This window comes from Pseudomonas sp. FeN3W (genome assembly GCA_030263805.2).
Taxonomy (GTDB): domain Bacteria; phylum Pseudomonadota; class Gammaproteobacteria; order Pseudomonadales; family Pseudomonadaceae; genus Stutzerimonas; species Stutzerimonas stutzeri_G.
The window spans coordinates 87,074-112,777 of sequence record CP136011.1; the positions used below are offsets into that span (position 1 = coordinate 87,074).

Annotated in this window: 26 protein-coding genes; 14 read left to right on the forward strand and 12 right to left on the reverse strand. The window is 46.6% G+C overall.

Translation table 11 applies throughout. From position 1 onward, the window contains the following. Positions 1-84: 84 nt before the first annotated feature. Positions 85-855 (forward strand): hypothetical protein, encoded by a 771-nt coding sequence (locus P5704_024040; protein ID WOF81872.1) that lies wholly within the window; start codon positions 85-87, stop codon positions 853-855. Between the two features lie 559 nt (positions 856-1,414). Here P5704_024040 and P5704_024045 read toward each other — a convergent pair. The 6 genes from P5704_024045 to P5704_024070 all read right to left on the reverse strand — a co-directional run bounded on the left by P5704_024045 (position 1,415) and on the right by P5704_024070 (position 6,794). Beyond that, a complete protein-coding gene (locus tag P5704_024045) occupies positions 1,415-2,575 on the reverse strand; it encodes a hypothetical protein (GenBank protein ID WOF81873.1) in 1,161 nt (386 codons plus the stop codon). A gap of 26 nt (positions 2,576-2,601) precedes the next feature. Next, positions 2,602-3,063 carry a hypothetical protein gene (locus P5704_024050; GenBank protein WOF81874.1) on the reverse strand — a complete coding sequence of 154 codons (462 nt, stop codon included), beginning with the start codon at positions 3,061-3,063 and terminating at the stop codon, positions 2,602-2,604. Positions 3,064-3,226: 163 nt separating this feature from the next. After that, positions 3,227-3,967, reverse strand: a complete 741-nt coding sequence (locus P5704_024055) for an SIMPL domain-containing protein (GenBank protein WOF81875.1) — start codon at positions 3,965-3,967, stop codon at positions 3,227-3,229. Between the two features lie 107 nt (positions 3,968-4,074). Continuing rightward, a complete protein-coding gene (gene nadE / locus P5704_024060) occupies positions 4,075-4,920 on the reverse strand; it encodes an ammonia-dependent NAD(+) synthetase (GenBank protein WOF81876.1) in 846 nt (281 codons plus the stop codon). A 10-nt stretch (positions 4,921-4,930) separates the two neighbouring features. After that, a complete protein-coding gene (pncB, locus tag P5704_024065; protein ID WOF81877.1) occupies positions 4,931-6,130 on the reverse strand; it encodes a nicotinate phosphoribosyltransferase in 1,200 nt (399 codons plus the stop codon). Between the two features lie 10 nt (positions 6,131-6,140). Beyond that, positions 6,141-6,794 (reverse strand): isochorismatase family protein, encoded by a 654-nt coding sequence (locus P5704_024070; GenBank protein WOF81878.1) that lies wholly within the window; start codon positions 6,792-6,794, stop codon positions 6,141-6,143. Positions 6,795-6,978: 184 nt separating this feature from the next. Here P5704_024070 and P5704_024075 point away from each other — a divergent pair, with 184 nt between their 5' ends. The 3 genes from P5704_024075 to P5704_024085 are packed head-to-tail and all read left to right on the forward strand — an operon-like array spanning position 6,979 to position 8,753. After that, positions 6,979-7,527 carry an adenylyltransferase/cytidyltransferase family protein gene (locus tag P5704_024075; protein ID WOF81879.1) on the forward strand — a complete coding sequence of 183 codons (549 nt, stop codon included), beginning with the start codon at positions 6,979-6,981 and terminating at the stop codon, positions 7,525-7,527. Further along, on the forward strand, positions 7,524-8,252 hold the full coding sequence (locus P5704_024080) for an NUDIX hydrolase (GenBank protein WOF81880.1): 729 nt from the start codon (positions 7,524-7,526) through the stop codon (positions 8,250-8,252). The genes P5704_024075 and P5704_024080 overlap by 4 nt, the downstream gene beginning before the upstream one ends. A gap of 3 nt (positions 8,253-8,255) precedes the next feature. Beyond that, positions 8,256-8,753, forward strand: a complete 498-nt coding sequence (locus tag P5704_024085) for an NUDIX hydrolase (protein ID WOF81881.1) — start codon at positions 8,256-8,258, stop codon at positions 8,751-8,753. 267 nt (positions 8,754-9,020) lie between these two features. On the opposite strand, the gene P5704_024090 is transcribed toward P5704_024085, so the two are convergent. Both P5704_024090 and P5704_024095 read right to left on the reverse strand, forming a co-directional pair. Further along, on the reverse strand, positions 9,021-9,623 hold the full coding sequence (locus P5704_024090) for an HAD family hydrolase (protein WOF81882.1): 603 nt from the start codon (positions 9,621-9,623) through the stop codon (positions 9,021-9,023). A gap of 9 nt (positions 9,624-9,632) precedes the next feature. Further along, positions 9,633-9,833 (reverse strand): hypothetical protein, encoded by a 201-nt coding sequence (locus P5704_024095; GenBank protein WOF81883.1) that lies wholly within the window; start codon positions 9,831-9,833, stop codon positions 9,633-9,635. A gap of 67 nt (positions 9,834-9,900) precedes the next feature. Between P5704_024095 and P5704_024100 the strand changes: the two genes are divergently transcribed. The 5 genes from P5704_024100 to P5704_024120 all read left to right on the forward strand — a co-directional run bounded on the left by P5704_024100 (position 9,901) and on the right by P5704_024120 (position 15,038). Continuing rightward, a complete protein-coding gene (locus tag P5704_024100) occupies positions 9,901-10,743 on the forward strand; it encodes a hypothetical protein (protein ID WOF81884.1) in 843 nt (280 codons plus the stop codon). A 163-nt stretch (positions 10,744-10,906) separates the two neighbouring features. After that, positions 10,907-11,815, forward strand: coding sequence for an SPFH domain-containing protein (locus P5704_024105; protein ID WOF81885.1), 909 nt, complete (start codon positions 10,907-10,909; stop codon positions 11,813-11,815). A gap of 10 nt (positions 11,816-11,825) precedes the next feature. Then, complete coding sequence (locus P5704_024110) at positions 11,826-12,260, forward strand: NfeD family protein (protein WOF81886.1); 435 nt, start codon at positions 11,826-11,828, stop codon at positions 12,258-12,260. 162 nt (positions 12,261-12,422) lie between these two features. After that, entirely contained in the window at positions 12,423-13,166 is a 744-nt protein-coding gene (locus P5704_024115; protein ID WOF81887.1) for a hypothetical protein, read from the forward strand. Between the two features lie 75 nt (positions 13,167-13,241). Further along, complete coding sequence (locus P5704_024120; protein WOF81888.1) at positions 13,242-15,038, forward strand: hypothetical protein; 1,797 nt, start codon at positions 13,242-13,244, stop codon at positions 15,036-15,038. A 38-nt stretch (positions 15,039-15,076) separates the two neighbouring features. Here P5704_024120 and P5704_024125 read toward each other — a convergent pair whose 3' ends face one another. Further along, positions 15,077-16,699, reverse strand: a complete 1,623-nt coding sequence (locus P5704_024125) for a methyl-accepting chemotaxis protein (protein WOF81889.1) — start codon at positions 16,697-16,699, stop codon at positions 15,077-15,079. 172 nt (positions 16,700-16,871) lie between these two features. Between P5704_024125 and P5704_024130 the strand changes: the two genes are divergently transcribed. Both P5704_024130 and P5704_024135 read left to right on the forward strand, forming a co-directional pair. Continuing rightward, the gene (locus P5704_024130; GenBank protein WOF81890.1) at positions 16,872-17,543 is read left to right on the forward strand and encodes a VWA domain-containing protein; all 672 of its coding nucleotides are present in this window, start codon (positions 16,872-16,874) and stop codon (positions 17,541-17,543) included. Between the two features lie 163 nt (positions 17,544-17,706). Next, positions 17,707-18,210: a hypothetical protein gene (locus P5704_024135; protein ID WOF81891.1), complete on the forward strand. Its 504-nt coding sequence runs from the start codon at positions 17,707-17,709 to the stop codon at positions 18,208-18,210. A 2-nt stretch (positions 18,211-18,212) separates the two neighbouring features. Here P5704_024135 and P5704_024140 read toward each other — a convergent pair whose 3' ends face one another. After that, a complete protein-coding gene (locus P5704_024140; protein ID WOF81892.1) occupies positions 18,213-19,166 on the reverse strand; it encodes a hypothetical protein in 954 nt (317 codons plus the stop codon). Between the two features lie 128 nt (positions 19,167-19,294). Here P5704_024140 and P5704_024145 point away from each other — a divergent pair, with 128 nt between their 5' ends. Together P5704_024145 and P5704_024150 are read left to right on the forward strand one after the other, a co-directional pair. Beyond that, positions 19,295-20,158: a radical SAM enzyme, Cfr family protein gene (locus P5704_024145; GenBank protein WOF81893.1), complete on the forward strand. Its 864-nt coding sequence runs from the start codon at positions 19,295-19,297 to the stop codon at positions 20,156-20,158. A 44-nt stretch (positions 20,159-20,202) separates the two neighbouring features. Continuing rightward, positions 20,203-22,140: a VacB/RNase II family 3'-5' exoribonuclease gene (locus P5704_024150; GenBank protein WOF81894.1), complete on the forward strand. Its 1,938-nt coding sequence runs from the start codon at positions 20,203-20,205 to the stop codon at positions 22,138-22,140. A gap of 72 nt (positions 22,141-22,212) precedes the next feature. On the opposite strand, the gene P5704_024155 is transcribed toward P5704_024150, so the two are convergent. Both P5704_024155 and P5704_024160 read right to left on the reverse strand, forming a co-directional pair. After that, positions 22,213-23,634, reverse strand: a complete 1,422-nt coding sequence (locus P5704_024155; protein WOF81895.1) for a hypothetical protein — start codon at positions 23,632-23,634, stop codon at positions 22,213-22,215. A gap of 14 nt (positions 23,635-23,648) precedes the next feature. Beyond that, entirely contained in the window at positions 23,649-24,431 is a 783-nt protein-coding gene (locus P5704_024160) for a metallophosphoesterase (protein WOF81896.1), read from the reverse strand. Positions 24,432-24,522: 91 nt separating this feature from the next. Here P5704_024160 and P5704_024165 point away from each other — a divergent pair, with 91 nt between their 5' ends. After that, a complete protein-coding gene (locus P5704_024165; GenBank protein ID WOF81897.1) occupies positions 24,523-25,680 on the forward strand; it encodes a DUF4116 domain-containing protein in 1,158 nt (385 codons plus the stop codon). Positions 25,681-25,704: the final 24 nt, after the last annotated feature.

Consider the following 25,704-nt stretch of genomic DNA (forward strand, 5'->3'; position numbering starts at 1 on the left):
TATTCATGTATCGTAAATGCGGAGTTGATTGACGAGCTGTCAATAAACGGGTAGGATGCTTTTGTAACTCACAAGGAGATGGGCATGTATAAGGCAGCAATTGGACTCGGTATCGCACTCTCGCTCGCAGGTTGCAACACAACTGATCTGCAAGGCATCCAACATGCCCTGAGCAGCAAGCCAACAGAAATCGCCCTTACGCCTAATCGATACTGGGCAGGGCAAGCCTACCAGCCACGTTCGCGAAGCAAAACCTGGACGATTGAAGGTTATATTGTTCCTCGGCGAGCCAGTCGGATGACATATCCATCTCTTGGATGTGCTGCTGAGTGGGCCTTTAAAGCAGGCGATCCTGCTGGAAAACTCACCTATCGTGAAGAGATCTATCATGATCCCAAAAACACCTGCGTCAAAAGCCTGGATGTCTCTGTAAAGGCAATTGACGCCACTACCGTCGAATACAAAAGCTACAATCCAGACGGATCCGTATCTGCAACCGGCCAGCTGAAGCCAGCACCTGTTCCTGTGCCATTCAATCTTGAAGGCGACTGGTCAGGCTTTGCCAAGAACGCGAAGGGGCAGAAGACGGAAATCCAGGTTCGCTTGCGTCGAAATGAGCAGTCCCTTTCACATCAGTTCAAGGATGGATGCACTGCCGAACTCTATTACAACTCAGTCGTGCGCGGCGCGCTTGGTATGGATGAGCAAACAGGGGTATCAGAAATGCCTGGCATCACCTGTGATTACGGTGGCCTTGTGATTTTTGCGCCGGTTAACGGTAATACGCTGATTCGGCGCGCTCACAACGAAAAAAATCAGATCATCTCGGAAACCACGCTGACGCGAATGAAGTAACGAGCACTGTACCGGGCACGCAATGATTCATTGTCGTGCTCGCTATCAAGCATACAGCAGAGGTGTTTCAGGTGGTCAGCAAAGCGCGCATCTCAAAAAACCTGCTTGTGCTTCGGAAAAATTCCTCCCAGCAGTCCGAAAGGTAGAGCCGGACTTGGAGTCAGGTAATTGTCACGCAGTCTGTTCGCAGCGCAATACGACCGCGATGTTAATGCTGCCAAGAACATTGCCCGCCTGGGACTTCAGGCGCTTGCAGATGGAATCCCCTGCGTTTAGGCTTGAGAGGAAGTCAATCAGCTCACCCAGGCGGAGATCTCAATGACGCAAGGCGTTTTGCAACAGGTGTCCCCATGCCCAAAATGCGGCAATCACTCGGGTTGGTATGAGAAGCGTCTATGCAAATACCTGCAATTCTTTGATGCGAATGGAGAAGCCTTTGATGCTGGAAATATGGAGCGAGTTAAAGGAGGTGATCGCCGTTTCTGCCTGGGCTGCCACAAAGACATTACGAATCTAATCAAAACAGTTTTCGAGTAGATCTAATATCCCACGGACGGACTCAGAGCCCAAAATCCGAAGACGCTATTCTTTTGATCATTTTCTTGTTCTCAAATCGGCCAAGAATTCTCGTGTCATTTGAAAACGTATAGTAGTGCTCCCGGCACCGATCAGTTGCCAGGATGATATCCAAGTCGTTTTCCTCACAACTGCGCAGTACCTCGGTAGCCACAATTTTCTGAATTGACTGCCCCTTTATTGAAAAATAATCGATTCTAGTCAACATCTCTCTGATGACGTCAATCTGATTCCCCCTGACATAGGCGTCATCATTGAACATTGCCACATTGTTGACGTGATCATCATCGAGCAAGAGCGCCGCAGTAAAATCAAGGCCTTTTGAAATCAGGTAGTTAGTAATCGAAGTAATTTCTTTAATTCTGTTTTTAACAGAATACATATGCGACAGCTTTACAATTTCGCTGGCGAGTATAACTGCGTATTTTTTTAGGAAAGCGTCAGTAATCTCTGGAACCTCAACCTTCTGTTCAAACTTGTAGTTTGCAAGGCAACGATAGAAGACCTCACGATCCTGTATCCTGTCGGTTCCAGTTAACAGTTGTCGCAAACCACTCATTTCCGGCTTGAGATTATGATGATAGAGCAGCTTCATTGCGGTTTTATGAAAATTAAGCCTACGATTATCGGGTAGATTTTCCATTGCAACAAACAGGCTCTCTAATCGCTCAGCAACCCTATCGTTGAATGAATCATATAACAATGGTTCAAAATTATTATAGAGCCACGCATACCCGATAATATTAGCCCGCGAACCTTCAATGCTTGCCAGGAGCGAGGTTATCTGCTTATCGCGACGTTCTTTATCGAAAGGCGCCAATGACTTCGAAAAAATCGCTCGATAATTTTTGAAATAATTAGACCTCTCCGGGAATAGATCACTCCCTGCAACAAAAATATTCTTGACCAGTGCAAAATAAGGGTAATCACTTACATGGAGTTCATCAAATGCGGCATGAACAACGTGTAATGCGCACATGATTGATCGAGCCTTATCTGAAGAACCCAGAACCCTAGTAATTGAATCCAGCAATGGAAAGGGGTCTGCTCCATTCTTCAGCATATACGTCGCTACATGATATTCCCAGCCATGAGTCTGAAGATCAAGACCTGCCTTTGTGGCATAGTGTTCATGTAGTTTCATACTGATAGCTCATGGCTTTATTTTAATTAACGCTTATGCGTAGATGACTTGCTCATTTGATACATTTTGTCGAAGGCCTTGTCGATTTCCTGACTAACCTTGCTTCGTTTTTCGATCTTTGAGCCGATAACCACCAGCCAGTGATTTTTTTCCTTGGAATCACGGAAGATGTAGGCAGTGGATTCATCAAGTTCAACGTTCCTGATCAGCCTGAGATCGGCCTCAAAACTAATCCTTTTGAACTTCATGGAAAGGGTGATATTCCGAGGGCTTACATTTGCCTTTACAAGGATATCAGAGCCTGCTTTCATGGTGTCATTATTGACGCTTGGCATGTTCTCCCATGGATTGAAGTCGATGCTATAGCGCTCATCACCTGTCAGCTCGTAAACGTACACGGTCGGAAACTTGCGGAACAAGCCCGCAATTCCATCCAGCATGTTGTGAACTTTAAAGTAAGAATAGATGTCAGGGGTGTGCATGTTCAAACGGAAATACTCCGTAAACGTCTTGTTTGCTTTCTTGCCATTATAACCAGCTATTGGCGCCTTGTCAATAACTCTACTATGTTCGTGAGCTTAGTGCTTATTTAGGTTTTCAGAATATTAAACGGCATTTGCACGCCACATCATTCTGGAAGAAATAAGACTACTATTCAATAGAAGGGTACGTATTTTTATTTATTGAAATCTTGCCTGTAATTGATTGAACCAAGGTGGTCTTGCCACCTTCAGTTGCCATTCCGACTTCCTCGCTAGCGGTCATTGCAGCCATTCTCATCATGGGTCTGACAGGGTATTGGGTTCCAGCTTCAGGCACATTAAGGCTGACAACTGAGTACTGCTGAGCCCCCATTCCTTTTGCGATCATTAGGGCCTTTTTGTTAAAGCTCTCAATCGCTTTGGCCGTTAACTCTTCTTCTTCACTAGCCAACAAAGAAGGCGAGACAGAGAAGCTCAACCCTTGCATTTTGATATCGCCATCGAGTTTGGCAATGGCTAGGCTGAGCGAGCCAAAATCTGAGCTACTGGCTGAAAATTCCAAGCGCTCAGTCCAGCCATCAGGCTGATTAGAGGTGCCATCGCTTGTGCTGATGCGCTTGTAATGCGGGCTCATGACTCGATTTCCAATCGTGATGACGAACCCCTGGGATTTTAACGATTCAACAGCGCTATTCAGGGATTTTGTATTTTTTATCCCTATGGATTTTGGGTTGTCACCAGTACTCTCTATGTACAGCTGCACGCGCATCAGATCATTTGGGACTTGCGTTTTGACAGACGCATTGAGGTCTATATAGGTGAAGTTTTCATCAGGCTCTGAGGCACAGCTAATAGTCGAAACGGCCATGAGCGCGCTGACCAGCAAAATGGCAAATGGTTCTTTAAGCATAGAATCACCAATTAATTGAACTTGAATCAATTTTATTGAACATCCGATGCTTAATCTACCGCGAAAACGAAAATGCCGAGACTTCTCTCGGCATATCGTTTTTCATTTTAGACTGGCGTAAAGGGCAATGATCGCTTGTGTTGCGTCTTTCGATACTGAAGGATGATCATCGCCGCCACTTGATAATCAACTTCACGCCCCAGCAAGAAACTGTCGATCTCATCGTAGGTGCATCCGTACGCTTTTTCATCGGGCTTTCCTGGATCCAGATCTTCAAGATCCGCTGTAGGGGTCTTGAATGCCAAATCTGTTGGAGCACCCAGTTCAACTGCCATCCGTCGAACCTGATTCTTGACCAATCCAGAGAGTGGCGCCAGGTCGCAGGCGCCATCACCAAACTTGGTAAAGAAGCCCATTACCGCTTCAGCTGCGTGATCAGTTCCAACGACCAGGCCCTGAGTCAAGTTGGCAATCGCATATTGCGCCATCATCCGCGTTCGCGCTTTGACATTGCCCTTGGCGAAGTCTGCCTGATAATCGCTTGGCTCAATCCCCGGCACGCGCAGATTGGCCATCAGACCATCGACAGCCTGTTCGATGTTCAGGTCGGCGACCACGTCGGGCTTGATGAACTCGATAGCACGTTGCGCATCTGACTCATCAGCCTGTGTCTTGTAGGGCAGTCGGACAGCAATGAATCGCGCCTGCTTATCGCCTTCCTCGCGCAACTCCTCTACTGCCAGCTGGCACAGGCGACCTGCGGTGAGGGAATCGACACCGCCGCTAATACCCAGCACCAGCGTATGAGTCGAAGACTCACGCACCATGTGCTTGATGAACGAGATTCGGTTATCGATGGCACTCTTTAGGCTGCCATCGTATTCGAGCTGAACGTTCACACCCAGGGCCTGGATGATTTCTTTTTGAAACGCTTTAATTTCTTCTTTATTCATGGTCTTCACCTCAGGCAATTTTGAATACGTTTTTGGCGTATTCAAGGAATGACGGACTGTTGCACACCACCTTCACCGGGTCATCGGAGAATTTGACCACCGGATCGCCATTTACCTCGACAAGCTTCATGACGATGCTGAGGGGTGTAACGCCTTCCACGTCGCAGCCAAGGTTTGTGCCAATGCCAAAGCTCATGCGAAGGCGGCCCTTGAAGACTCGAATCAACTCAAGACAGGTGTCAAAATTCAGAGAATCTGAAAACACCACACTCTTGCTGGCCGGGTCGATTCCCATCTTCTTGTAGTGAGCAATAACCTTCTCACCCCACTCGAATGGGTTTCCTGAGTCATGGCGCAAACCGTCAAACAGCTTGGTAAAGTAGCTATCGAACTCACTCAGGAAAAAGTCCGAGCTGATGCAGTCGGTCAATGCCACGCCCAAATCGCCACGGTATTCCTTGACCCAGCCTTCAAGTGCCGCACTCTGGCTCTCACGCAGGCGTCCGAACTGCTGATAAGCCATCAGCCACTGGTGAGCCATGGTTCCGATTACAGGAAGGTCATACTCATGCCCAAGGTGCACATTACTGGTTCCTGTGAAGACGCCAGGGAAGTCGGCCTTCATGATCTGAACCATCTCACGCTGAGCCTCGAACGAAAGGCGGCGCCGTGTAGAGAAATCAGCCACACGCAGGTATGAGAGTTCTTCCTGGGTTGCGCAGGCATGCAGGCTATCGAACTTGGCATACAGCTTCTCGCGCACGGCTTCGAGCGTAACATCGGGGTAGACGCGGCGATTGCGGATCTCGCTGATCATGCTGAGGATGGGTTGCTCGAACATGATGGTGTGCAGCCATGGGCCACGCACGCGAATTGCGACGTTGCCATCCTGCTCGAACACGTGAACATAACGCAGGTTGAAGCGATAAAGGCTCAGGAAGCGAATGAAATCAGGTTTCAGGTAACCACGCTTTACTGGATCACCAAGGAAGCGCAGCTCGTCCTCCCGCATTTCCAGATTGCACAGCACCTCCATCTGCTTGCGGATCTCAGGAATGTCTTCAACCAGCGATTCTTTTGATCGCACGATGAACTGGTATTCGACTTCTTCGCCAGGATGCTGATGAAGTACTGCCTGCATCATGGTGAAGGTGTAGTAATCGGTGTCGAGCATGCTCTGGATGATGTTGTTGCCGTATGCGCTTTCCATGTTCTTGTCCTTAGCCTTGAATGGCTGCTTTGAGTTCAGTTTCATTGTTTGCAATCAAAATGCCTTTGTCTGCCATGGCTTTCAGGGCAGGAAGCTGGGATTCACCGTTCAACACCCGGCACGCTGGAGTGAACAGGATCACCTTGAATCCAGCCTCGATCAGCTGGGTGGCTGTGGTTGCCACACAAAATTCCAGCGCCAGGCCACCAACCAAAACCGTGCCTACCTTTTTAGATCGCAGAAATTCGATCACACCGGTAGACATCGTATTGCCCAGGTCGTGGTAGCAGGCGCCGTAAGGGTGCAGATCGACCTCAACCCCCTTGTAGACCATGAAGTCATAATCGATAGGGCGGGGCAAGCCATCAAGCAACTCGAAGCCAGGTGTGCCGGGCACACAGTGACTGACCCAGGTGATATCAGCGTTTTCCAGGCCTGTGGGCTTGAGCATCTGCTCCTTGGTGTTTACAACCCAAAGTGCCTTTGGGCTGTGAGAATCCTTGCTGGCTACACGCACATCAGCGTATTGCGCCATGAGATTTAGTGCATCAACGATTTCATGGCCACCAGGTACGGGTAGCTCGTCTGGGCAGATGGGGGTGAAGCCCTTTTGAGCATCTACATCAAAAGCGGCAATAGCGGTATATGAAGTGGTCTCGTTCATGGGTATTTCCTCTTGTGTGTTTACATAGTACGCCTGGTGTACTATGTAGTCAACCGTCTTCTTGAGAAATTTTAAGAACGATGAAAAAATGGTGCTAGAGACTCATTGATGGAAGAGAATCGGCAAAAACCTCTTTACTACTTAGTACTCCTGATGTACTATATAGGCATTAGAGGAACTGAACATGTACAAGATCATCGTCTACGGCGGCGCCTTCAATCCTCCACATGCCGGTCATGTGGATGTCATTAAACAGCTATCAAACCAGGGTGAACGCATTCTGGTTGTACCTTCCTTTCGCCATGCCTTTGCCAAGGAAATGGCACCCTATGACCTTCGTCTTCAATGGCTTAAAACCATTTGCAGCGACTTGGCTAAGCAAGGCATAGAGGCGGAGGCTGACGATTGTGAGCGGGCTATTGGAGTATCCACAAATGGCCCGATCTACAGCCTTGATATGCTCAAGCATGTAGCTGAACGAGAGGGCGTTGAAGAAGGGGAGATTGGTTTCGTTATCGGCGAAGACAACCTCCAGCACATTGGTCGATACCACAAGGCCAATGAGCTACTTGAAACCTTCGCGCTGGTGGTAGCCAAGGAGCAAATTCATCTTCACAGCACAGACATTCGAAATGCATTGGGGCAAGGAATCGCCATTGAGCCATCATGGCTTGCCTCAGGTCTGAGCACCGCTGATTATTCTTACTTTTCATACCCTGGAGCCCACGCATGACCACCTTGCCCAAAAGCGCATATCTTCATACCGTCGATGTGGTCGTCTTACGATTTGTCAGCAAAAAAACTGCTCAGGGTCGTCATCTGAAGGAAGATCGAATCGAGGTATTACTGCATCGCCGTGATAAAGAACCATTCGCCAATGCCTGGGCGCTACCGGGCTTGGTTATCAACGGTGACACGCCTGATGCGAGCATTGAAGATGCTGCCAAGCGCCTGATGGACTCTCCTAAGGTGGCCATGAAGGCTTTCTATATGGAGCAGGTCGGAAGCGAAGGGAATGCCGTCCGAGATCCGCGCTGCTGGTCGTCAACCACCTTTTATATGGCTATTGTAGGATCAGATGTCCAGCCTGCTGAGGATCAGGGCTTCTTTGCGCTGGACGACATCATTGCTAACAGGACGCCTTTACCGTTCGATCACAACCGACTGGTTGCTTTGGTGGCTGACAGGCTGTACTCCAAATCGCTCTACAGCAGCCTGCCTTTGATTTTCCTCGGGGAGAATCTGACGCTGACCGAGGCGATTGATGTGACCGCCTGCATTCTTAAGCGAACTGTGCAAAAAAGCAGCATGAGATCACGCCTGGTCACCATGATCGAGGAAGGCATTCTGCAAGAGACGGATGAAAAGAAGGCGATGGCGGTAGGGAGGCCTCAGTCAATCATTAAAAACACGCGACCTGAAGAAGTGTATTTCTTCGACCGCTCATTCGAGAAATAGAAAATGACTACAAACACCGTAATGCTGCTGCAAACCCCGTTTTTCAATGTTGTACAGGAGGGGAAATACTACATGATCAAAGAGCGTGCCGTAGAGAACGGCGTTGTGATCGCCGCTCAGCGCGAGGATGGACGCTATCTGCTGGCTCGCCTTTTCCGCATGGCTATTGGACAGTATTCATTTGAGTTCCCGCGTGGTGCTGTGGACAAGGGGGAGGATGCAACGAAGGCCGCATACCGAGAGCTTTCAGAAGAGACCGGAGTATCTTGTTCGTCTGTAACCATACTGGGGCGTATGCATAGCAATACCTCTTTGCTTAGCAGCCATGTTGCTTTGGCTCATGCGCTAGTCACCGACGTATCAGAAGGGGACACCGATGGTGAGGTGGATTCGACTCAATGGCTTAGCGTCGAACAGCTGGATGAAATGATGGTTCAGGGGCTGATTACCGACAGTCACACCTTGTCTCTGATTGCGATGATCAAGGCGAGGGGCCTATGAAGCGGCGAATCGTTGTCTTCCGGCTTTGCCGGGATTCATAAAGCACCTATTGAGAACGAAGCCTAAACCGCCTAAATCTGTTCGAGCTGTGGATCACTCCCCAACACGAGGCCGAAAGGTATCGCAGGGCTTGGAATAAGAGAACGGACATGTACCGGTGGTATCACGCACGACCGAGACATCAATGCGGCCAGGGAAATTCTCGCGCTCTGGCATCAGCGTCCCGCTGATGGAATCCCAGCTTTTAGGGCTGGGAGGATGTCAAGATCATCCCAGTAGAGGTAACAAATCACGAAGGCTATGGCATTGCGCGCCTTTATGGCCCTCTCGGCTTAACCAGTAACTGGTAATTCCGACTGCTTCCGGCCCCCGCTTGTCGCAGCGCAGGGAGTCGCCAATCATGAGAGTCGACCCCGCTTCGACCCCAAGAGCGTTGATAGATGATTGATAGATAGCGGGGTCTGGCTTAGTCATTCCAACTTCGTAGCTCAATATATGGGCATCCATTCGAGGTAAAAAGGCTTTAACAGCTTTTCCATAAGGCAATGCCAGGTTGCTGCATGCAGCTATTTTAAAGCCGCGAGCGTGAAGTTCGTCGATCACCTGGTCAACCTCGTCGAATAGGGATATTGACTCCAAATGCTGCTCCAGCATCCGCTCAAGCTGTCGCATCTCCCTCGCGGTGACTTTGAAACGAAGATGTTCGGCACAATCTGCTAGCGACCATGGATGGCACATGAATTGATGCAGCGCCGTTCTCGGCACCTGAATACCCTGTTTAATAGCCATCTTACTCAATGCATTGAAAGGATCGCAAAATCGATCAATTTTCAACAAGGTTCCAAAAACATCGAAAATAATGGCTTTCACTGGGTTCCCCTACGGATGCTCTTTCCTGACAACAAAACGCATCAAATCTCTTGCCAGGTCACTATCATACCGAAAAGCTTCTAGACCAAGGTTTTTCGGTACGAAATCAGAGTCCATTATGACACCAAGCGCGTCATCAATTTGATCCGGAGTAAAGCTTGAGAAGTCTTCAAGATTGATGATTTGCGGACGCAGTTGAATCACGTTCATGGTATTTTCCTAAATAATCATGATTATGATAAAATCACAAAAAAAGCAATTAATCAAGAGAAACATTATGAATATAAATAAACTGTCGGGCATTATTAATCCTAAATCTGATCAAGATGCCCCAGGCCAACACATCTATGAACAACTTGAGCGCTTGTCTCAACAACCTAGAGAGACATTTATTGACGGTTTGAGTGTATTGCTTTTAGAGAATGATGACTGGCATATTGAATATGCAATTAATACTTGCGATCATGCGATATCTGATTCATTGATGAATGATCAAACAGTTAAGTTTTTGCTTGATAACAATGTCAGGCCTTATCTGAGTAACATGACGAAGTGCGACCTCTCACCAGAGACCATCAGATTAGTACTTCATGCACACCCTGAGTCAATCCAACATCTACCTGGCCATTTAATTACTTACGAGATGGCCGCCACAGTTGTAAAGTCTGACCCTTCTTTGTATCAAAGCCTCCCAGCACGTTACAGAACACCTGAAATAGCAAAGTTTATTTACCCAAGCCCTGGCAATTACTACAATCTCCCACCGGAAATTACTGAGCATATTTTTGAGCTTTGGTTATCGGGTGATTTTGTTTTCAAAGAGTATGCGGGTGCGGGTAATACAAGGAGTATCGGAAAACCAAACTGTGCAGATGACATTTTTGCTCTTTATAGAAACGCCTTCGACAGTGATCGAATGAACAATCAATTAGAAGTCATGACCACGATGACACCATTTTTACTGGCAAAATTCGATGCAGCTGAGTGCTGGAATGCTGCGAGAAATGAAACCGAGCAAAGGCTTGTGATTATGGCGTTCGGAAAAGAACACCTGATTACCCATGCTGCTGTCGATAACAGACGTAAACGCGACTGGATCGGTGATGGACTTGGCCTTTAGTAAGGTCATGCATACAGGAAGCGAGCACTGGAGAGCCAGCCAGGCGCCCGATGGGCCCGGTGGACGAGTCGTGAACTTCATGCCTTGCCTTGATTTATATCGCATCTATTGACAGTAAAATGAAAATGGATATACTGCCCGCAAACCAAATCGGGAGTATTGTATGAGCATGTTGATTATTGGAAGCGCAATTGCGGGTCTCGCCCTGGCAGTCGTCATGATGGGCGTTAAGGTCGTTCCTCAGGGTTATTGCTGGACGGTTGAGCGCTTTGGTCGATATACGCAAACGCTAAAGCCAGGTTTGAGCTTCATCATCCCTGTGATTGAAGGCATTGGACGCAAAATCTCGATCATGGAGAGTGTCATGCAGATCGACCCTCAGGAGTGCATTTCTGCGGACAACGTAATGGTGAAAATCGATGCGGTGTGCTTTTTTCAGGTTGAACTGCCCGAGCGAGCGGCTTATTCAGTCGACAATCTCCAGGTAGCGATCAGAAACTTGGTAATGACCAACATCAGAAGCGCTCTAGGCAGCATGGAGCTTGACCAGATCCTGAGCTCACGAGAAACCATCAATAGCCAGTTGATGAGCAGCATCAAGCCGGCAGTTGAATCGTGGGGCGTGCGCATGCTTCGTGTAGAAATCGCCGACGTGACGCCCCCGGTTGACCTGGTGGAAGCCATGGCCAGCCAAATGAAGGCAGAGCGCGTTAAGCGAGCCCACATTCTTGAGGCCGAAGGCCGCAGCCGCGCGGAAGTGCTGACTGCCGAAGGCGAAAAGGCATCAGCGATTCTTCGTGCCGAAGGCGAAAAACAAGCAGCCTGCTTGCAGGCTGAGGCGCGTGAGCGCGCAGCAGAGGCCGAAGCTAAAGCAACCGAGGTTGTTTCAAAGGCTATCAGCGATGGAGACATCAATGCGGTCAACTACTTTGTAGCGCAGCGCTATATTGATGCCTTGGGTAAGGTCGCATCCTCAGATAACAGCAAGCTGATCATGATGCCGCTTGAGGCGACTCAGGTTACCGGCGCGATTGCGGGCATCAGCGAACTTTTGAAAGCGGGTAAGGCGTAAGGAGCCATCAATGGGCGGTGAAATGAATTACGTCACGGTTTGGCTTTGCATTGGCGCTTTTCTCGTCATGCTTGAAATGATGGCATTGTCCGGGATACTTCTGATGCTTGGCATTGGTTTCCTGGCTACCGCATTCATAAGTTGGCTAGTGAGCCCAGGCGTTGAGGTACAGATCGTAATCCTGGCTGCATCACTGATTCTAACCTATGCGATTTGGGCTAAATTCTGGAGGCGAGTAAGCGCCACAAAAACAGATGATGAGATATCGCATGACAAGGAGCTAATTGGCAAACGGTTTCATCTCTACACAGCCATAGAGGGAGGGGATGGAGAGGTCAAAATACAGGATGCTCTCTATAGTGTTTACGGTGAGGACATGATGGCTGGGGAGCTTGTAAAAATCCTCCGAAAGGAAGGAATGGGTTATCGTGTTGAAAGGGCATAAGTCAGAGACTTATAAGTGATTTGTACCACTAAAACCCGGCCATGTGCCGGGTTTTCTATTTTATAAAATTGACAAATGCGGGCATTCAAGAAATGGGTTAGAATAAATCTTTCATTTAAACTAATTCAGCTCGCAGGCCAAAATCTTCTACAGGTATCCAGCATGCTTAAAAAATTCATAATATTAGCCTTTCCAATGCTTTTTATCGCACAGATGACGCAAGCTGAGAATACAATCCGAATTTATGCTCCAATAGCCAAGCAGGCCGGAAAATGGATTGCAAGCGAGCCACTCGTGAGCGATTGGATAAGAGCTGAAGAACCACTCTACTGTGCTCAGGGTGTGCCATCGAGTGATCAATATGATGAAGGGGTTCTGTTTGAACAGACAACATCCTGCGAATTTGAACTACAAAGAACAGTGACGCCTCAACAAACAAACACACTAACACATGAAGTTAGAGTCGCAGGGGAAGCGTCTATTGAAAAAATGTTAACCACCGAAAATGTAAAAAGATCTGCAACGGGAACATATACCGGCGTAAACATTAGCCTGAGGATTGGTAGTTACTATAAATCTGGTCGTACATATTGGGGATTTATGACGCCTGATTTTAGGAGTCTTTATTCAATATTCGTAACAGCAGAAGGCGTCCCAAGCGAAAATCTTTATAGAGGTAATGAAATTAAAGGGATTTACTTCGCCAATGATGGAACAAATGCTTTTGTAGTTGCTTACAAAGCTGACGAAAATAAAATAACACCAATAGTGGTTGTTGATGGTCAACAATGCACCCTGAAGGCTGCATATTTCAATGATGTGAATCACCATGGTTTTCATTACACCGGCTGTGGGGCAAGTCTGCGTGACAGAGCTGGGACAGAAATTCAGGTAAAGTTGAAATAATCAACAGAAGATAGAGATCAATGATCTTTATCAGTGCTGCTCGATCATGCGATACTGAAAAAAAGAGGGCGAGGCATGCTGAACACCATTCAACAAACGATGTTAGAAATTATACGAACTGGCGATAAAGCTCTGATTTCAGCGTATTTCACGCACTTATTTCCTTTGCTTCCGGCAGACAACAAATTCAATTTTTACGAATATGATTATCAGGACATATTGATATCAGATGATACTGAGATTAAGGAGCAGGCTGAGCTTATAGTAAGTATCGTAGGGTTTAACGAGAAATCTTCAAAAACATACATAAGTAGGTTTCTTGGGTGTAGGGATTCAGACAGGAAGGAGCGATATAAATTTGTCGAATCGGCACTGCACGAATTAGGCAAGCATACAAAGACAATATTTACGACTGCCTGCCTCGTAGGTGATGCCGATACTGCCGAAAAAATAAAATCGATACATGGAGATCTTACAATAAGCGTAACCTCCGTAAGCGGCGCGATAATGGTAGACGGTGAGACATATTATGGCTTCAGCGAAAGAATGGTCAATTCCGATGCTGAATCAATCAGGCGAAGCATAGAATTACTAGAAAATGCGGGGGCTGGCGCCATTCTTTTTCTTGACTTCAAGGGGAACGAGAACCCTTCTGATAGCCGATTTTTCAATGATCAACGATCAAGATTCATCTACTACCAGCCAGATAAACTTGAGCCTCAGAGTATCCCTGTATTCAACGGAGGAAGAATAAGGAATGCAGATCTCTTGCATGCCTTGAGTGAAAAACAACACTCAAATCGACTTGAAAAAGCGTATAAGCGAGCACCATGCTGGGTTAATGAATCCGATATCGGCTGTCTTGCGACCGCCAGGTATTATCGGCCTGTGCAATATTTTTCAACTGTGGGCGGGGCTAAAATCGACTACAAAGATTTAAATCCAAGCCACTTAGAAAAACCAAATACTCCAGATATAAAAAGATGTGTTATGTCTATTGTGGAGGATCTGCAATATAAATGCGACGAGCCATTAAGCGCTGACAATATGCGGCTGCATGCAATGATGGATGATCTAACATTGTCTGGATTTGGGCACGACAAAGGCTATGTATTATGTGTCGCTGACGTGGATGAGCTTTTGCTGTACAGCTCAGGCCAAATGAATCAAAGTACGCTTGATAAGCTGCGCAGTTACGCAGAAAACTTAGCATGCCATGAATATCTGAGCGCTATATATTCAGACAATTATGTTGAACTCGGAATTGATGAGAACAACATTATCCGATTCCTAGATCTTATAAGTTCTACTCCCAAACTTTTGGCTGAGTTCAGGGATAAAATTGGTGAAGAACCGCTAATGAATATATGCAGCAGAAACAGGAATTCATCAACTTTCTTAAATGCCATCCATAAACAATTTGGTTACAACAATAAGCATTTTGAAATCAGGATCCAAAATGCAAAGTTCCTCGATGATCTTTACCAAAATGGTTTTAGATTTGAGGATGGATCATCAAGACTCCCACGAGTAATTGATCCTCAACATAGTGTGCACATTGATTTTCAAATAGGCCTCTTCTCGGCGACCAAGCTATGTGAAATGGGCTTATGGCCAGGCGAAGCACACACCAGGCCTGAATCGATTGAGTCAGCCCTCAAATCAGCAGTCAAGCTCTCCGCCAATACCAATGCATATTATAGGGGATACTTAAAGGCGGCTGGCGTAGAGGAGGTGTCAAAGGCATGCAAAACAGCACCTCAATGGACGCTTCTGCTTAACCTATTCGAGGAACACGAAATAGAGAGAGTAAGAGCCATGATCCCGAAAAAACTGATGCAACTACAAATTTCGAGTGATTTCGGGCTTTGATACATTGATACCCTCCGATGAGGGTATCTTGTTTGTGATCAAACCTTGAATGATGAAATAAGCGCAGACAATGAGCTGGCCAGGCTTGAAAGTTCTTCGCTTGAGGCACTCGTCTGGTTTGCTCCGGTTGCGCTCTGAGCTGATAGATCTCTGATATTCACGAGGTTGCGATCAACTTCGCGAGCAACCTGAGCCTGTTCTTCAGAGGCGCTTGCAATAACCAGGTTACGCTCTGTTATTTCCGACATCGACTGAGTGATTGCATCGAGCGCAGCTCCGGCTGATCGAGCAACCTCCAGGGTTGCATTTGCCCTGTCCGATGACTTCTCCATCGAAGATACCGCATGGTCTGATTGGTCTTTCACATGCGAGACTATCTGTTCGATTTCCTTGGTTGAATCCTGTGTCCGCCTAGCCAGGGCCCTGACCTCATCGGCAACCACAGCAAACCCCCTTCCAGCGTCACCAGCCCGAGCCGCCTCAATGGCCGCGTTAAGCGCCAGCAGGTTGGTCTGATCAGCAATTGCCCTGATTACATCGAGCACCTTGGTAATGTCTGCCGTACTCTGCGCAAGCGCCTGCACCTGCACAGAGGTCACACCAACGTCTTCTGCAAGCTGGCCTATCGAATCAACCGTTCTAATAACCTGCTCACGACCGTTCTTGGCTGTTTGATCCGATTGTTGTGAGGACTGTGCTGTAGAGACTGCATTTTGAGCAACCTCATCAACCGCCGCCGTCATTTCATTCACAGCCGTTGCGGCTTGTTCAATCTCTGCATTTTGAGCGATCAAGCCACGGGTTGCATCGTCTGTAACGGCATGCAGCTGCTTAGCGGCACTAGCCAACTGAGCGGATGAACTGGAAATCTCATGAATTGTTTTTCGAAAATTGTCTTGCATCGTTCTGATCGATTGAAGCAACAAAGCTGGCTCATCCCTTCCTGTAATGATGACCTCGTGCGTCAGGTCTCCTTTGGCCATGTGATTCGCTGCAACCACGGCCTCACCAAGAGGCAGCACAACACTTCTGGTAAAAAACGTTGCGAGAATTGCCGTGATTACAACCGCCAGCACAATCGCGATAATCACTCCACGTACCGCATCTGTGCGCGATTGTGCTGCATCATCAGATGCATGATCAGAACCGGTTCGGTAAACCGACACCATGGCGGCTATGGCTTGGTTCAGCTGTGTTCCGTAATCATTCACAACCCCGTTTATCCCTTCAATGGCAGTAGACATATCACCATCATTGGCCGCTTGAGCAATCTTTGCCTGCTCCTGGAAGTAGAGGCGTTTTGCTTCGACCAGTTCAGTATAAACCTTGCGCTGATCATCTCCATTAACGTGACTTGAAAAGTCAGAAAGCCTTTTCTCAACATCCGCAACTGCTTGATTCAGGGCTTGGCTGTTTTGATTGAACACCTGGTCATCCTTGAGCAACGGCATGCGCAACGTCAGTACACGCACCCTCAGAAGAGACTGGTTGAGCGCAGCGAGATCCTCCAGTGAAGGAACCCAATTTTGATCGATGTCGTCGGCAAGATCGCCCATGTGATTGATCTTTACCAGAGAATAGATCCCGAGCATGACAACAATCATGGCCATCAGGCCAAAGCTTATGGCCGAGCGCAGAGCAAGCTTAAGATTTCTCAACATCGTGTTTCCTCGCCAATTTTTTTCGGCAGCCTGAGGATTAGGGGGAGGGACGGCATGATAGACAGAAAAATGACCCCTGTCAATATATGCTTTTCGAATGATATACTGGATAAATTAACGTGAAACTCGCCGAATTACCGCAAATTTTCTCGAATAAACTAAAGAGGTAAAGATGATCACCCTTTCAAAAAAAATTAGCCTATATAAAACTACTGCGGATGCTGAACTCGCACGACTTGGTATTCCCGCCAACAGTATGGATGTTGCTATTGTGCTTGATGCATCTAAATCGATGTATGCTGACTACAAGGAGGGGAGGGTACAGGATCTGCTTGAAAAGATATTCGGTTTGAGCATGTCCTTAGATAAGGACGCCAACCTTGACGTATTTCTGTTCGGTAACGAGAGCGCTCAACTCACTTCCATCAATAAGGATACACTTGAAGGTTATGTCGAGAGAGAGATCATCGGCACGCATAAAATCAATCAGGCCACCAATTACGCTAAAGCTATTGAGTGTGTGAATAACGCCTATTTTGGACGCAAAGATGCAACCTTTGTGATCTTCATCACCGATGGCGATGCTACTGATAAGGCGCATACCACGGCCTGGATCCATCAGGTATGCCGCAATCCGTACTATTTTCAGTTTGTGGGTATTGGCAACGAGCGCTTCAGCTTTCTTGAAAAACTCGATGATTTGCCAGATAGGGCGGTAGATAACTGCGGCTTCGTGAGAGCCGTCGATGTATTTCGCATGAGTGAATCAGCGCTCTTCCAGGACATACTGTCAGATCTGCCTACTTGGTTGGAAGAGGCTAAACGGAGGAAGTGGCTTGCTTGATTTTTTAGGGCGAGTTAACATCAAAGCAAATGGAGTTTAATATGCATTATAATGCATATTAAACTCTGTAAACTGACTCAATATGCATTATAATGCGTATTGAGGCTCTGTTTTAGTTAGATTAGATTAATAAAACTTATAAAAATAATAAAGGCTCCTCATCATGCATATGTTACGCACCCTTAGCCTGTTGCCACTGGCTTTCATCTGCTCAATATCAAGCGCTGAAAATATAATTAGAACCTCCGCGCCCGTTATGCTTTACACACATCCAAAACCAGAAGCGCCTCCGTGTTTGGAGAAAAGCGCGGTTGAGATTGGCACCGTTTCAGACAGGTTTTGCGGATTCGATGGAGAAAATCTCGTCCTTGCAAATAATAGAAAGCTTTATAAGTCTACAGATGAAAAAACCTCCGTATGGGATGTTGCAAGATATTCCTGCTCGGGAATTTACCGATTGCCAACACCAACTGAACTGTGGAGCTTGATTAAACAAACACCAAGATCGGCATCAGGTGTAAACGCAAACTATTACTGGAGCTCACAGACCTATTATAACTACTGGGGGGAGTATATAATCAAAATTGTAGGTGACGCAAACAATACTATCGATGGAGTTGGTAGTAAGCCGATTTATGCGAGGCAGGTCAGGTGTATCGTAAGATAGTCTTAAATATTAAGATCCCGATCCAGGAACCTGTATTTGTCGCCTGGAGTTCCCCACCCAAGACGCGCCATCTCGCGAAGGGGTAAAAAATCGTGTTTTATGATCGTATTGACTGTTTCTTTATCAATCTGTTTTAGCGCCTCTTGATAATTTGGATCATTAATCGCTTTATATAAGCACAACATCGAGACGCGGTGCTCAATCGTTTCGATACTTGAGTTAATTGATTTGAAAGATTCATTTGCAGAATCAAAATTGAAAGCCTCAATTAGCTGCTCTATGGTGATAAGCTTAAAGCACTGATTCTCTAAGCGCTTTGCGAATCCAACCTTGCATAACCAATGAGCGACAATCGTTTTTAAGTCAAAAACTCTCAGATTTAGTTCAAGGATCTCCCTCATATCTTGAATACTGAGCTCGTCGCGCGTGCGTTTGATATTTTGCCGATCCGGGTCAATCCATAGCAGTAAAGCTGGCCACGCTGCCTCTCCAAGGGTAGCAGCAATATGAAAAAGAAACTGGTCTAACCCTAATTTTTGGATTTCCCGCTCGATACATAGCGTGACGCGCGGGTGATCAACAAACGTTGTGTATAGCGGCTCATAAGCACATTTTGCAATCGATGAAAAGCTTTCGTGTATCCTTTCGATTCGATCAAGAATATCTGGGTGCGATCCCGCCTCTGAATAGATATCGATGTAAAAATTGAGAATTCGCTGTTGCCAATAGGGGCTTAATTTAGGGAAATCATTTCCAAGCCTGGTTAAAATGCAATCGCTATATAGTGCAAGCTTAGCTTCCACCCATGGCTCGGTCGTCTTGCCGACAATGCTAGGTAACAACCCGGCCTCAGTAAAAACCTTTCCGGCATGGTCAAGGTCTAGATGAGTGTCCCAGGTTGAAAAGAACGTGCATTCATCTATTACACAATTCAAGAGATCTACAGCGCTGTCCATTTACACCTCTACGCTTAAGGAAGCATCTTACCATGATGAGGTGGGCGCCACCAAGTGCGGTGTCAATAGGTGACTTTCAAGTAAATGATTGCTATACTCCCAGCCATCTATGAGAAGAGAGCTTAGCCATGCGGACACTTCACAGCACTGAAGACCAATCTGTCAATTTCGTCCAATTGGTTGATGGCCCAGGGTATTTTGAATCACGGTTCGTCAGGAGAGAAGATCGTTATTTTATCGTCTACCTGTCCTGCCAGTCTGGATGTGATCAGTCATGCCGCATGTGTCATTTGACCGCCACCGGACAGACCGAGCTGGTGAATGCTGACCTGGCAGGCCTATTGCGTCAGGCAGAGGCCGTGTTTGCACATTATGACACTCGCAATCGAGCTGAGCTTGCTCACTTCAACTTCATGGCAAGGGGCGAGCCATTGAATAGCCCTGTAATGCTAAACCAGCACGAGAAGCTGTTTGAGGGGCTCGAATCGCTTGCGCTGGCTCGCGGACTTCAGAGTAAGATCCTGATCTCCTCTATCTTCCCGAAAACGCTAGGGGAGCGCACGCTCGAATCTATTTTTAGCGCCAAACACCCTGAGATTTATTATTCGCTGTACAGCGTGAGCGAGGCGTTCCGCAAGCGCTGGCTGGGGAAAGCACTTTCGGCAGAGCGCGGCCTTGACTTGCTCAAGAGCTGGCAGGAGCATACAGGCAAGACGCCAAAGATCCACTTTGCCTTCATCGAAGGTGAAAATGACAGCGAAAACGACATGCGCATGATGGCTGATGCCATCAATGCTCGCGACCTCAAGGTCAACCTGAACATTGTTCGCTACAACCCGCACTCGGAAAAATACGGCGTTGAGTCTCCGCTAGAGGTGATCGAGCGCAACGTGGCCATGCTTGCCGAATGGATCAAGCCAGAATCATACCGAATCGTTCCCAAGGTGGGCTTTGATGTCAAAGCTTCTTGTGGCATGTTTATCGATAAGTAAAAACAGACAGAAACTGGGCAAAAATTGGCCCTTAAGGAATTATTTTGAATCAGGCACTAAAGAACAACCCTCTGCTGGCTCAATTGAAGGCCAGCATTGAAGAGCAGAAAAGTCGAGTAACCGGCACCGTACAAGGTTCTCGCAAATCGTTTGGATTTTTGCTCGACGAGCAGGGCAATCGGCATTTCATCGCTCCACCCGTGATGCAAAAGCTCTTGCCGGGCGATGAGGTACGCGCCGTTCTGGAATCGGAAAATGAACGCGAACACGCCGTTGTGGAAGAGGTACTTAGCTCATCTATTGCCGATTTTTACGGCGTGGTCAGAGTTCGTAGCCATGGCCTGTGGGTTGAACCAGAATCGGCGCTCATGCCTAACTGGATGCGACTGGACGCAGACAGTGACCTTGAGGACGGCGACTGGATCAAGGCCATCCTGATTTCCCACCCTTTCAAGTCTGGAAAGGGGCGGGCCAGACTGCTCAAGAAAATTGCAAATAGCAAAGACTCTTCCCTGCCCTGGAAGCTGGCCATCGACCGATATGGCATTCATACCTCGCCGGATCTATCAGAAGAAGTCACTGCGAATGATGAGGGTTACCAGGATTGGACTTCCATTCCATTCGTTACCATCGATAGCGAAAGCACCCTTGATGTTGATGACGCAGTCCATGCGAAAATCACTGATGAAGGCCTTTATGCCTTGACGGTCGCGATTGCAGATCCAGCAAGCCTTGTACGTGAAAATGACACGTGCGATCAGGAAGCGCTTAAGCGCGGCACCACGACGTATCTTCCGGGCGTGAGCCACTCCATGCTCCCAAGACAGCTGTCTGAAGATTTCTGCTCGCTGCTTGAAAATAGAGTAAGAAGATCCCTGGTGTGCCAGATGGTGATTGACCTCGATGGCAATATCATCAGCAGACAATTCAGCTCTGCACTTATCTGCTCTCATGCCAAACTCTCCTATTCAGGGGTAGAGCAGTACCTCAACGGAGAGACAAATCTCAACAGAAACGAGCCGATTCGAGATATTGTTCGCGCTCTACATGAGTGCACAACAGCGCTGAGACTGAATAGAGAGCGACATGCTGTCTTGGGTCAGTACGGTGATGACATACGATTTATCGTGCATAACCATGAGCTGACCGCTATCGTCAGACAGCCTCGCAATGTTGCTCATTTTCTCATTGAGGAATGTATGGTGGCAGCCAACCGATCATTCGCGGCTTACTGCCTTGAAAAAAATATCCCCTGCGTGTACCGCGTACAGCCTGGGTATTCCGAAAAAATGAAGAGCAAGGCTCAGGAAATTCTTGAGCATTGGGCCCTTATTGAGCCACAGGATGACATCAGCGATCTGGATGTATTTTCCAAGGTTGCGAGAGCGCTGGATCGGCCTGAGAACCTGATTCCCTCGATTCTCTTAAGGACAATGATGGACAAGGCAATTTTCAGCTTGACCCCTGGTGTTCATATGGGTCTTGGCCTGGAAAGCTATGCAACGTTCACGTCACCTATCCGCAAGTACAGCGACCTGATCAATCATCGTCTTATGAAAGCGCATCTTCGTAATGAAGACATCAGTAGCCCTGAGGCATCACTTCTTGCGCATCTGGATGAAAGGACAACAGCCGCAAATAAGGCCTCCAGAGACGTACAGAAAGCCCTTTATGCCCGTCATTTTGAGGCAAACAATGTCTTTGCGTTTAGCGGCCAGATCGTTGGGATCACCACTGGAGGCATTCGAATTGAAGAGGCTCAGACGGCGGCACAAGTCTTTGTGCCGATGAAAGAAATCTCTGGCCGGAATCAGAAAACTGAAATTCAAGCCTTTGGTAGTGAGCTATGGGTTGATGGTGAATGCCGCTACAAAATCGGGGATGAGGTTTCGTTTGGAGTGAGGTCAGTTGAGCCGATGAGCAATTCTATTGACGGCTTCCTGCATGCCTCTCCTCTAAATGGGGTTGCGGCAGCGTCCTGAACCTGTAAAAACTTTAGCCAAAAGCGACCCATTGATTGCGGTTGCTTTTAGCTAATTTCTTCCGCTCTTTTTCTATAAGTCAAAGCTCGACCTAATAAGAAGATTTCTAACTCCAGGTTTAAGCTTGCGAATAACTTCATCAGATGGTGAGCCAATAGACTCAAGAATCTGGAGCTGTGATTTGCTAAGCTTGGATAGGTCGCAAGTAGCAAAATAGATTTTATCCGTAATGCCAGGTATCGCTTTACAGCACCGCCTGTAGAAATCGGAAAGACTAGGCGCATATTCAGGTTTCATACCTGAATTGAAAATTGAAAGACATACTCGAATGACTGATTCTGGAGCCTCTTCTGGGTGCTGCAAGTATACTACTTTGTCAAGGTACTCTCGTTTAAATCTTGATTCAAGCTTAAGAGCCACGTCACTCCATAATTCAGGGTCTGTCTTGTATGCATATTCATTAATGTACCGACTAGAAACCCCTGATCTAAAAAAAACTTCTTTCTTAAATAGGTTTATGTCAAAAGCGGTCGCAATATGCTTGTCGCTGAAGCCCTCTCGGGCAAAACCATACTTCCAACTCTCTGTTAAAGGAGCATCAAAATAAAACGGATCTATGCCCATTACACTGTAATCGGGCTCATTGAAACGATTGAGAATTGCCAAATAAATCGATTTGTACTTATCGAAAATAGAGTTATAAGAATAGAGTTCAGATGCTGTAAGGGAATCCCCAATTTTCTTCTCAACAAACAGCTTAAACGGTATCCTTAATAATTCGAAATCCACACCATCAACTGCATGACGTATGGCCTGGTATGACATGATCATTTCAGAATTACGAAATAGACTTTCTTTTGTTTCATGGTCTTTTAATTTAAAGGCTTTTGAAAAAGTGTCACAGCACTCCTCAACTGTTGATCTCGAAAAATCCAGTTGTAAAAGGTCATTGATATCAGCATCTAGATACTTACCAGGCAAAGAAGTATTTCCAGTCCTTAATGCTGAAAGCATATGGATAGCTACCAGCGCGTTTCTTTTGACACTTGAAAGTAAAGGGTTGTTAGAACTATCAATAGATTGAACAAGATCATGTATAAGATTGGCGCAGCCAGCTTCAATATTCTGAGATAGATTTTCAAGCTTAATAAGCCAGCCAGGGTCTGCCACCAATAGAAGCGGAATGCCGGTATCCAGTATTTTACTATAATTTATAATGGGGATGTAACTGTCAAGAAAATGAGAGCCATATTGGCGAGGCTTCAAAGTACCGAATGCATCTTGTATTGATTTAGATTCCGGAAGATTGAGAAGGCACCATGACACGATGCCAACTTCATTTCCAGCAAACTGGAGGAATTTTCCAAGCACTCTTTGATTGCCGTTCAACCATTCAGCCATTTCATTGTCAGGCAGATGACGATTCGAATGAAATGAGGCGGGGAGAGCGGTTACATGTATATTGATAATGTCTCTTAATGCAATTCTTTTCATGAAAAGACCCTATGCTACACAAGTGACCTGTCTCTAATGGCAGGTGATTTACTCATTTCCATTCTGGAGTACGACGTGAACCCTTTAGAGCCGCATTGAAAAATTTCGTCATCATCGATACAGACGAGTGTCATAACCCCATCAGAATAACAGGTGCCGGTATCTATATAATGCGTGTTTCCAAGTACCACCGGGTCATAGAGCGAGGTATGGCCTACAAACAATTGGTCAACACCCCCTATCGGCTGAGTTTGATTTACATAGATACGCACGCGTGAGAAAAGCACCTTCTCAAGGAGCGGGGTGCTCAGGTGTGCTTCTTGATTTTCAAGCATGATAAGAAAATCATCCCAGTCATCGCCTACGACCTCTGCATGGACAAAACCTATTCTTCGGCCATCTGAGTGGGTGAGATCGATGGCATAGGGCATCTCATTGATTGCATCAATGATCCTGGAGCGCTCTGAGTAGGCAATCTTGGTAAACCACTCACCTCCGCTTTTGAGGTGCAAGGGGGTAATGCCTGTCAGGCCAGACTGCCGACAGAAGTCCTCATGATTACCGATCAGAGCGTGAACCCAGGGTCGTTCAATGAATTCCATGAAACGATGCGACTCCGGCCCCCTGTCCACCAGATCCCCACAAATTATGAGCCAATCGTATTTTTCATCAAACCCTGCACGATCAAGCAAATGCTCAAGTAATGAAATGTGTCCATGGACGTCGCTGACGGCGTAGACTTTGCCCTTCAAGTTAGGCCCGAGCCTTTTTATCGGCGATAAATGCGTAGATTTCATACCATACCCTATACTAATATGAATTTATTGTAGCACGATAACATGGCCATACCCAATAACATCGGCTATCATCATTAAGCGAGTAACACCAATGCGACCTGAAATTGCATATTTCAATCGTTTCTTCAAGAATTCTTTTGATAGCGAATACTTTACCAGAAAGGTAATTGAGAACTTCCCGATAGAGCTTAAGCGCTTCATGGCTATTTGTGATCTAGGAGAAGGAGTACTTAGTCTTGATGAAAAAATTAGAAAATCAGACCCCATGCTTGCCGGCGCTCAATGCCTAATCGAAACGTTGAGCATTACATGGCCACCTCAGACAGTATTTGCTGGCATCGATTGCAGTGAATCACTATTGCCAATAATTAAGGATATGGTGGTTGACACAATCAGAGAAAACATCCCAGGCGAGCTTGATAGCCTTGTCCAGGAAATTCCAGATGATCTCATTGATTCAACCATGGCCGAGTTGATTATAAGGCATGACGGTTCAATATTGAGATTGTTAAGCGAAAGAACGATTACCAGAGATTTGGCCCTGCTAGCAATAACCAATAATCCAAGCGCGTTTCATGATATTCCCAGGAAGATTAAGGATGATGATTTCATAAAAGACGCCATTGAACAAAATTATAAAGTAGGCGCATTGCTTCCTGTTGCCGAGCAAACGCCTGATACAGTTAGCAAAGTCATGAGGGAAAATCCGAGAATGATTCGATTCCTCAACAGTGACTATATCGATGAAAAAATGTACCTAGACGCTTTGAAGTTAGATGGATTACTTCTTGAATTTGTTCCTCCCAGTAAAGTAAAAAGCGAATTGATTATGGCATCGATTTCATCAAATGGTGCTGCTTTAGGTTTCGTGGATAGAAGAAAGATAACTGTTCCTATGGTATTGCTTGCTATTCAGTCGAAAACAAGCGCCCTAACTTACGCTCCTTTTGATCTGATTGGGAAGAAGCTAGTCGAGGTTTTAGAGCAACGTGATGACTTACCTCGTGACTTAATTTTCTTTATTCCAATGGAGTATCAAACGGATCTGCTCATTCACAAAGTTATAGAGAAATGCCCTACATCTATAGGATATGTTCACCCTAACAAAATTAAATTTGAACATCAGATCAAGGCTGTCAGCGCAGACCATGATGCGCTTCTGTATGTACCACTAGGGGAAAGAGATAGGGTTTTGAGTGAGGTAAGGCGTCTTAAAGATAAGTGTCTCAACGAAGATCCACACCCTTAAAACCTATAAGAAACATCAGGAAAA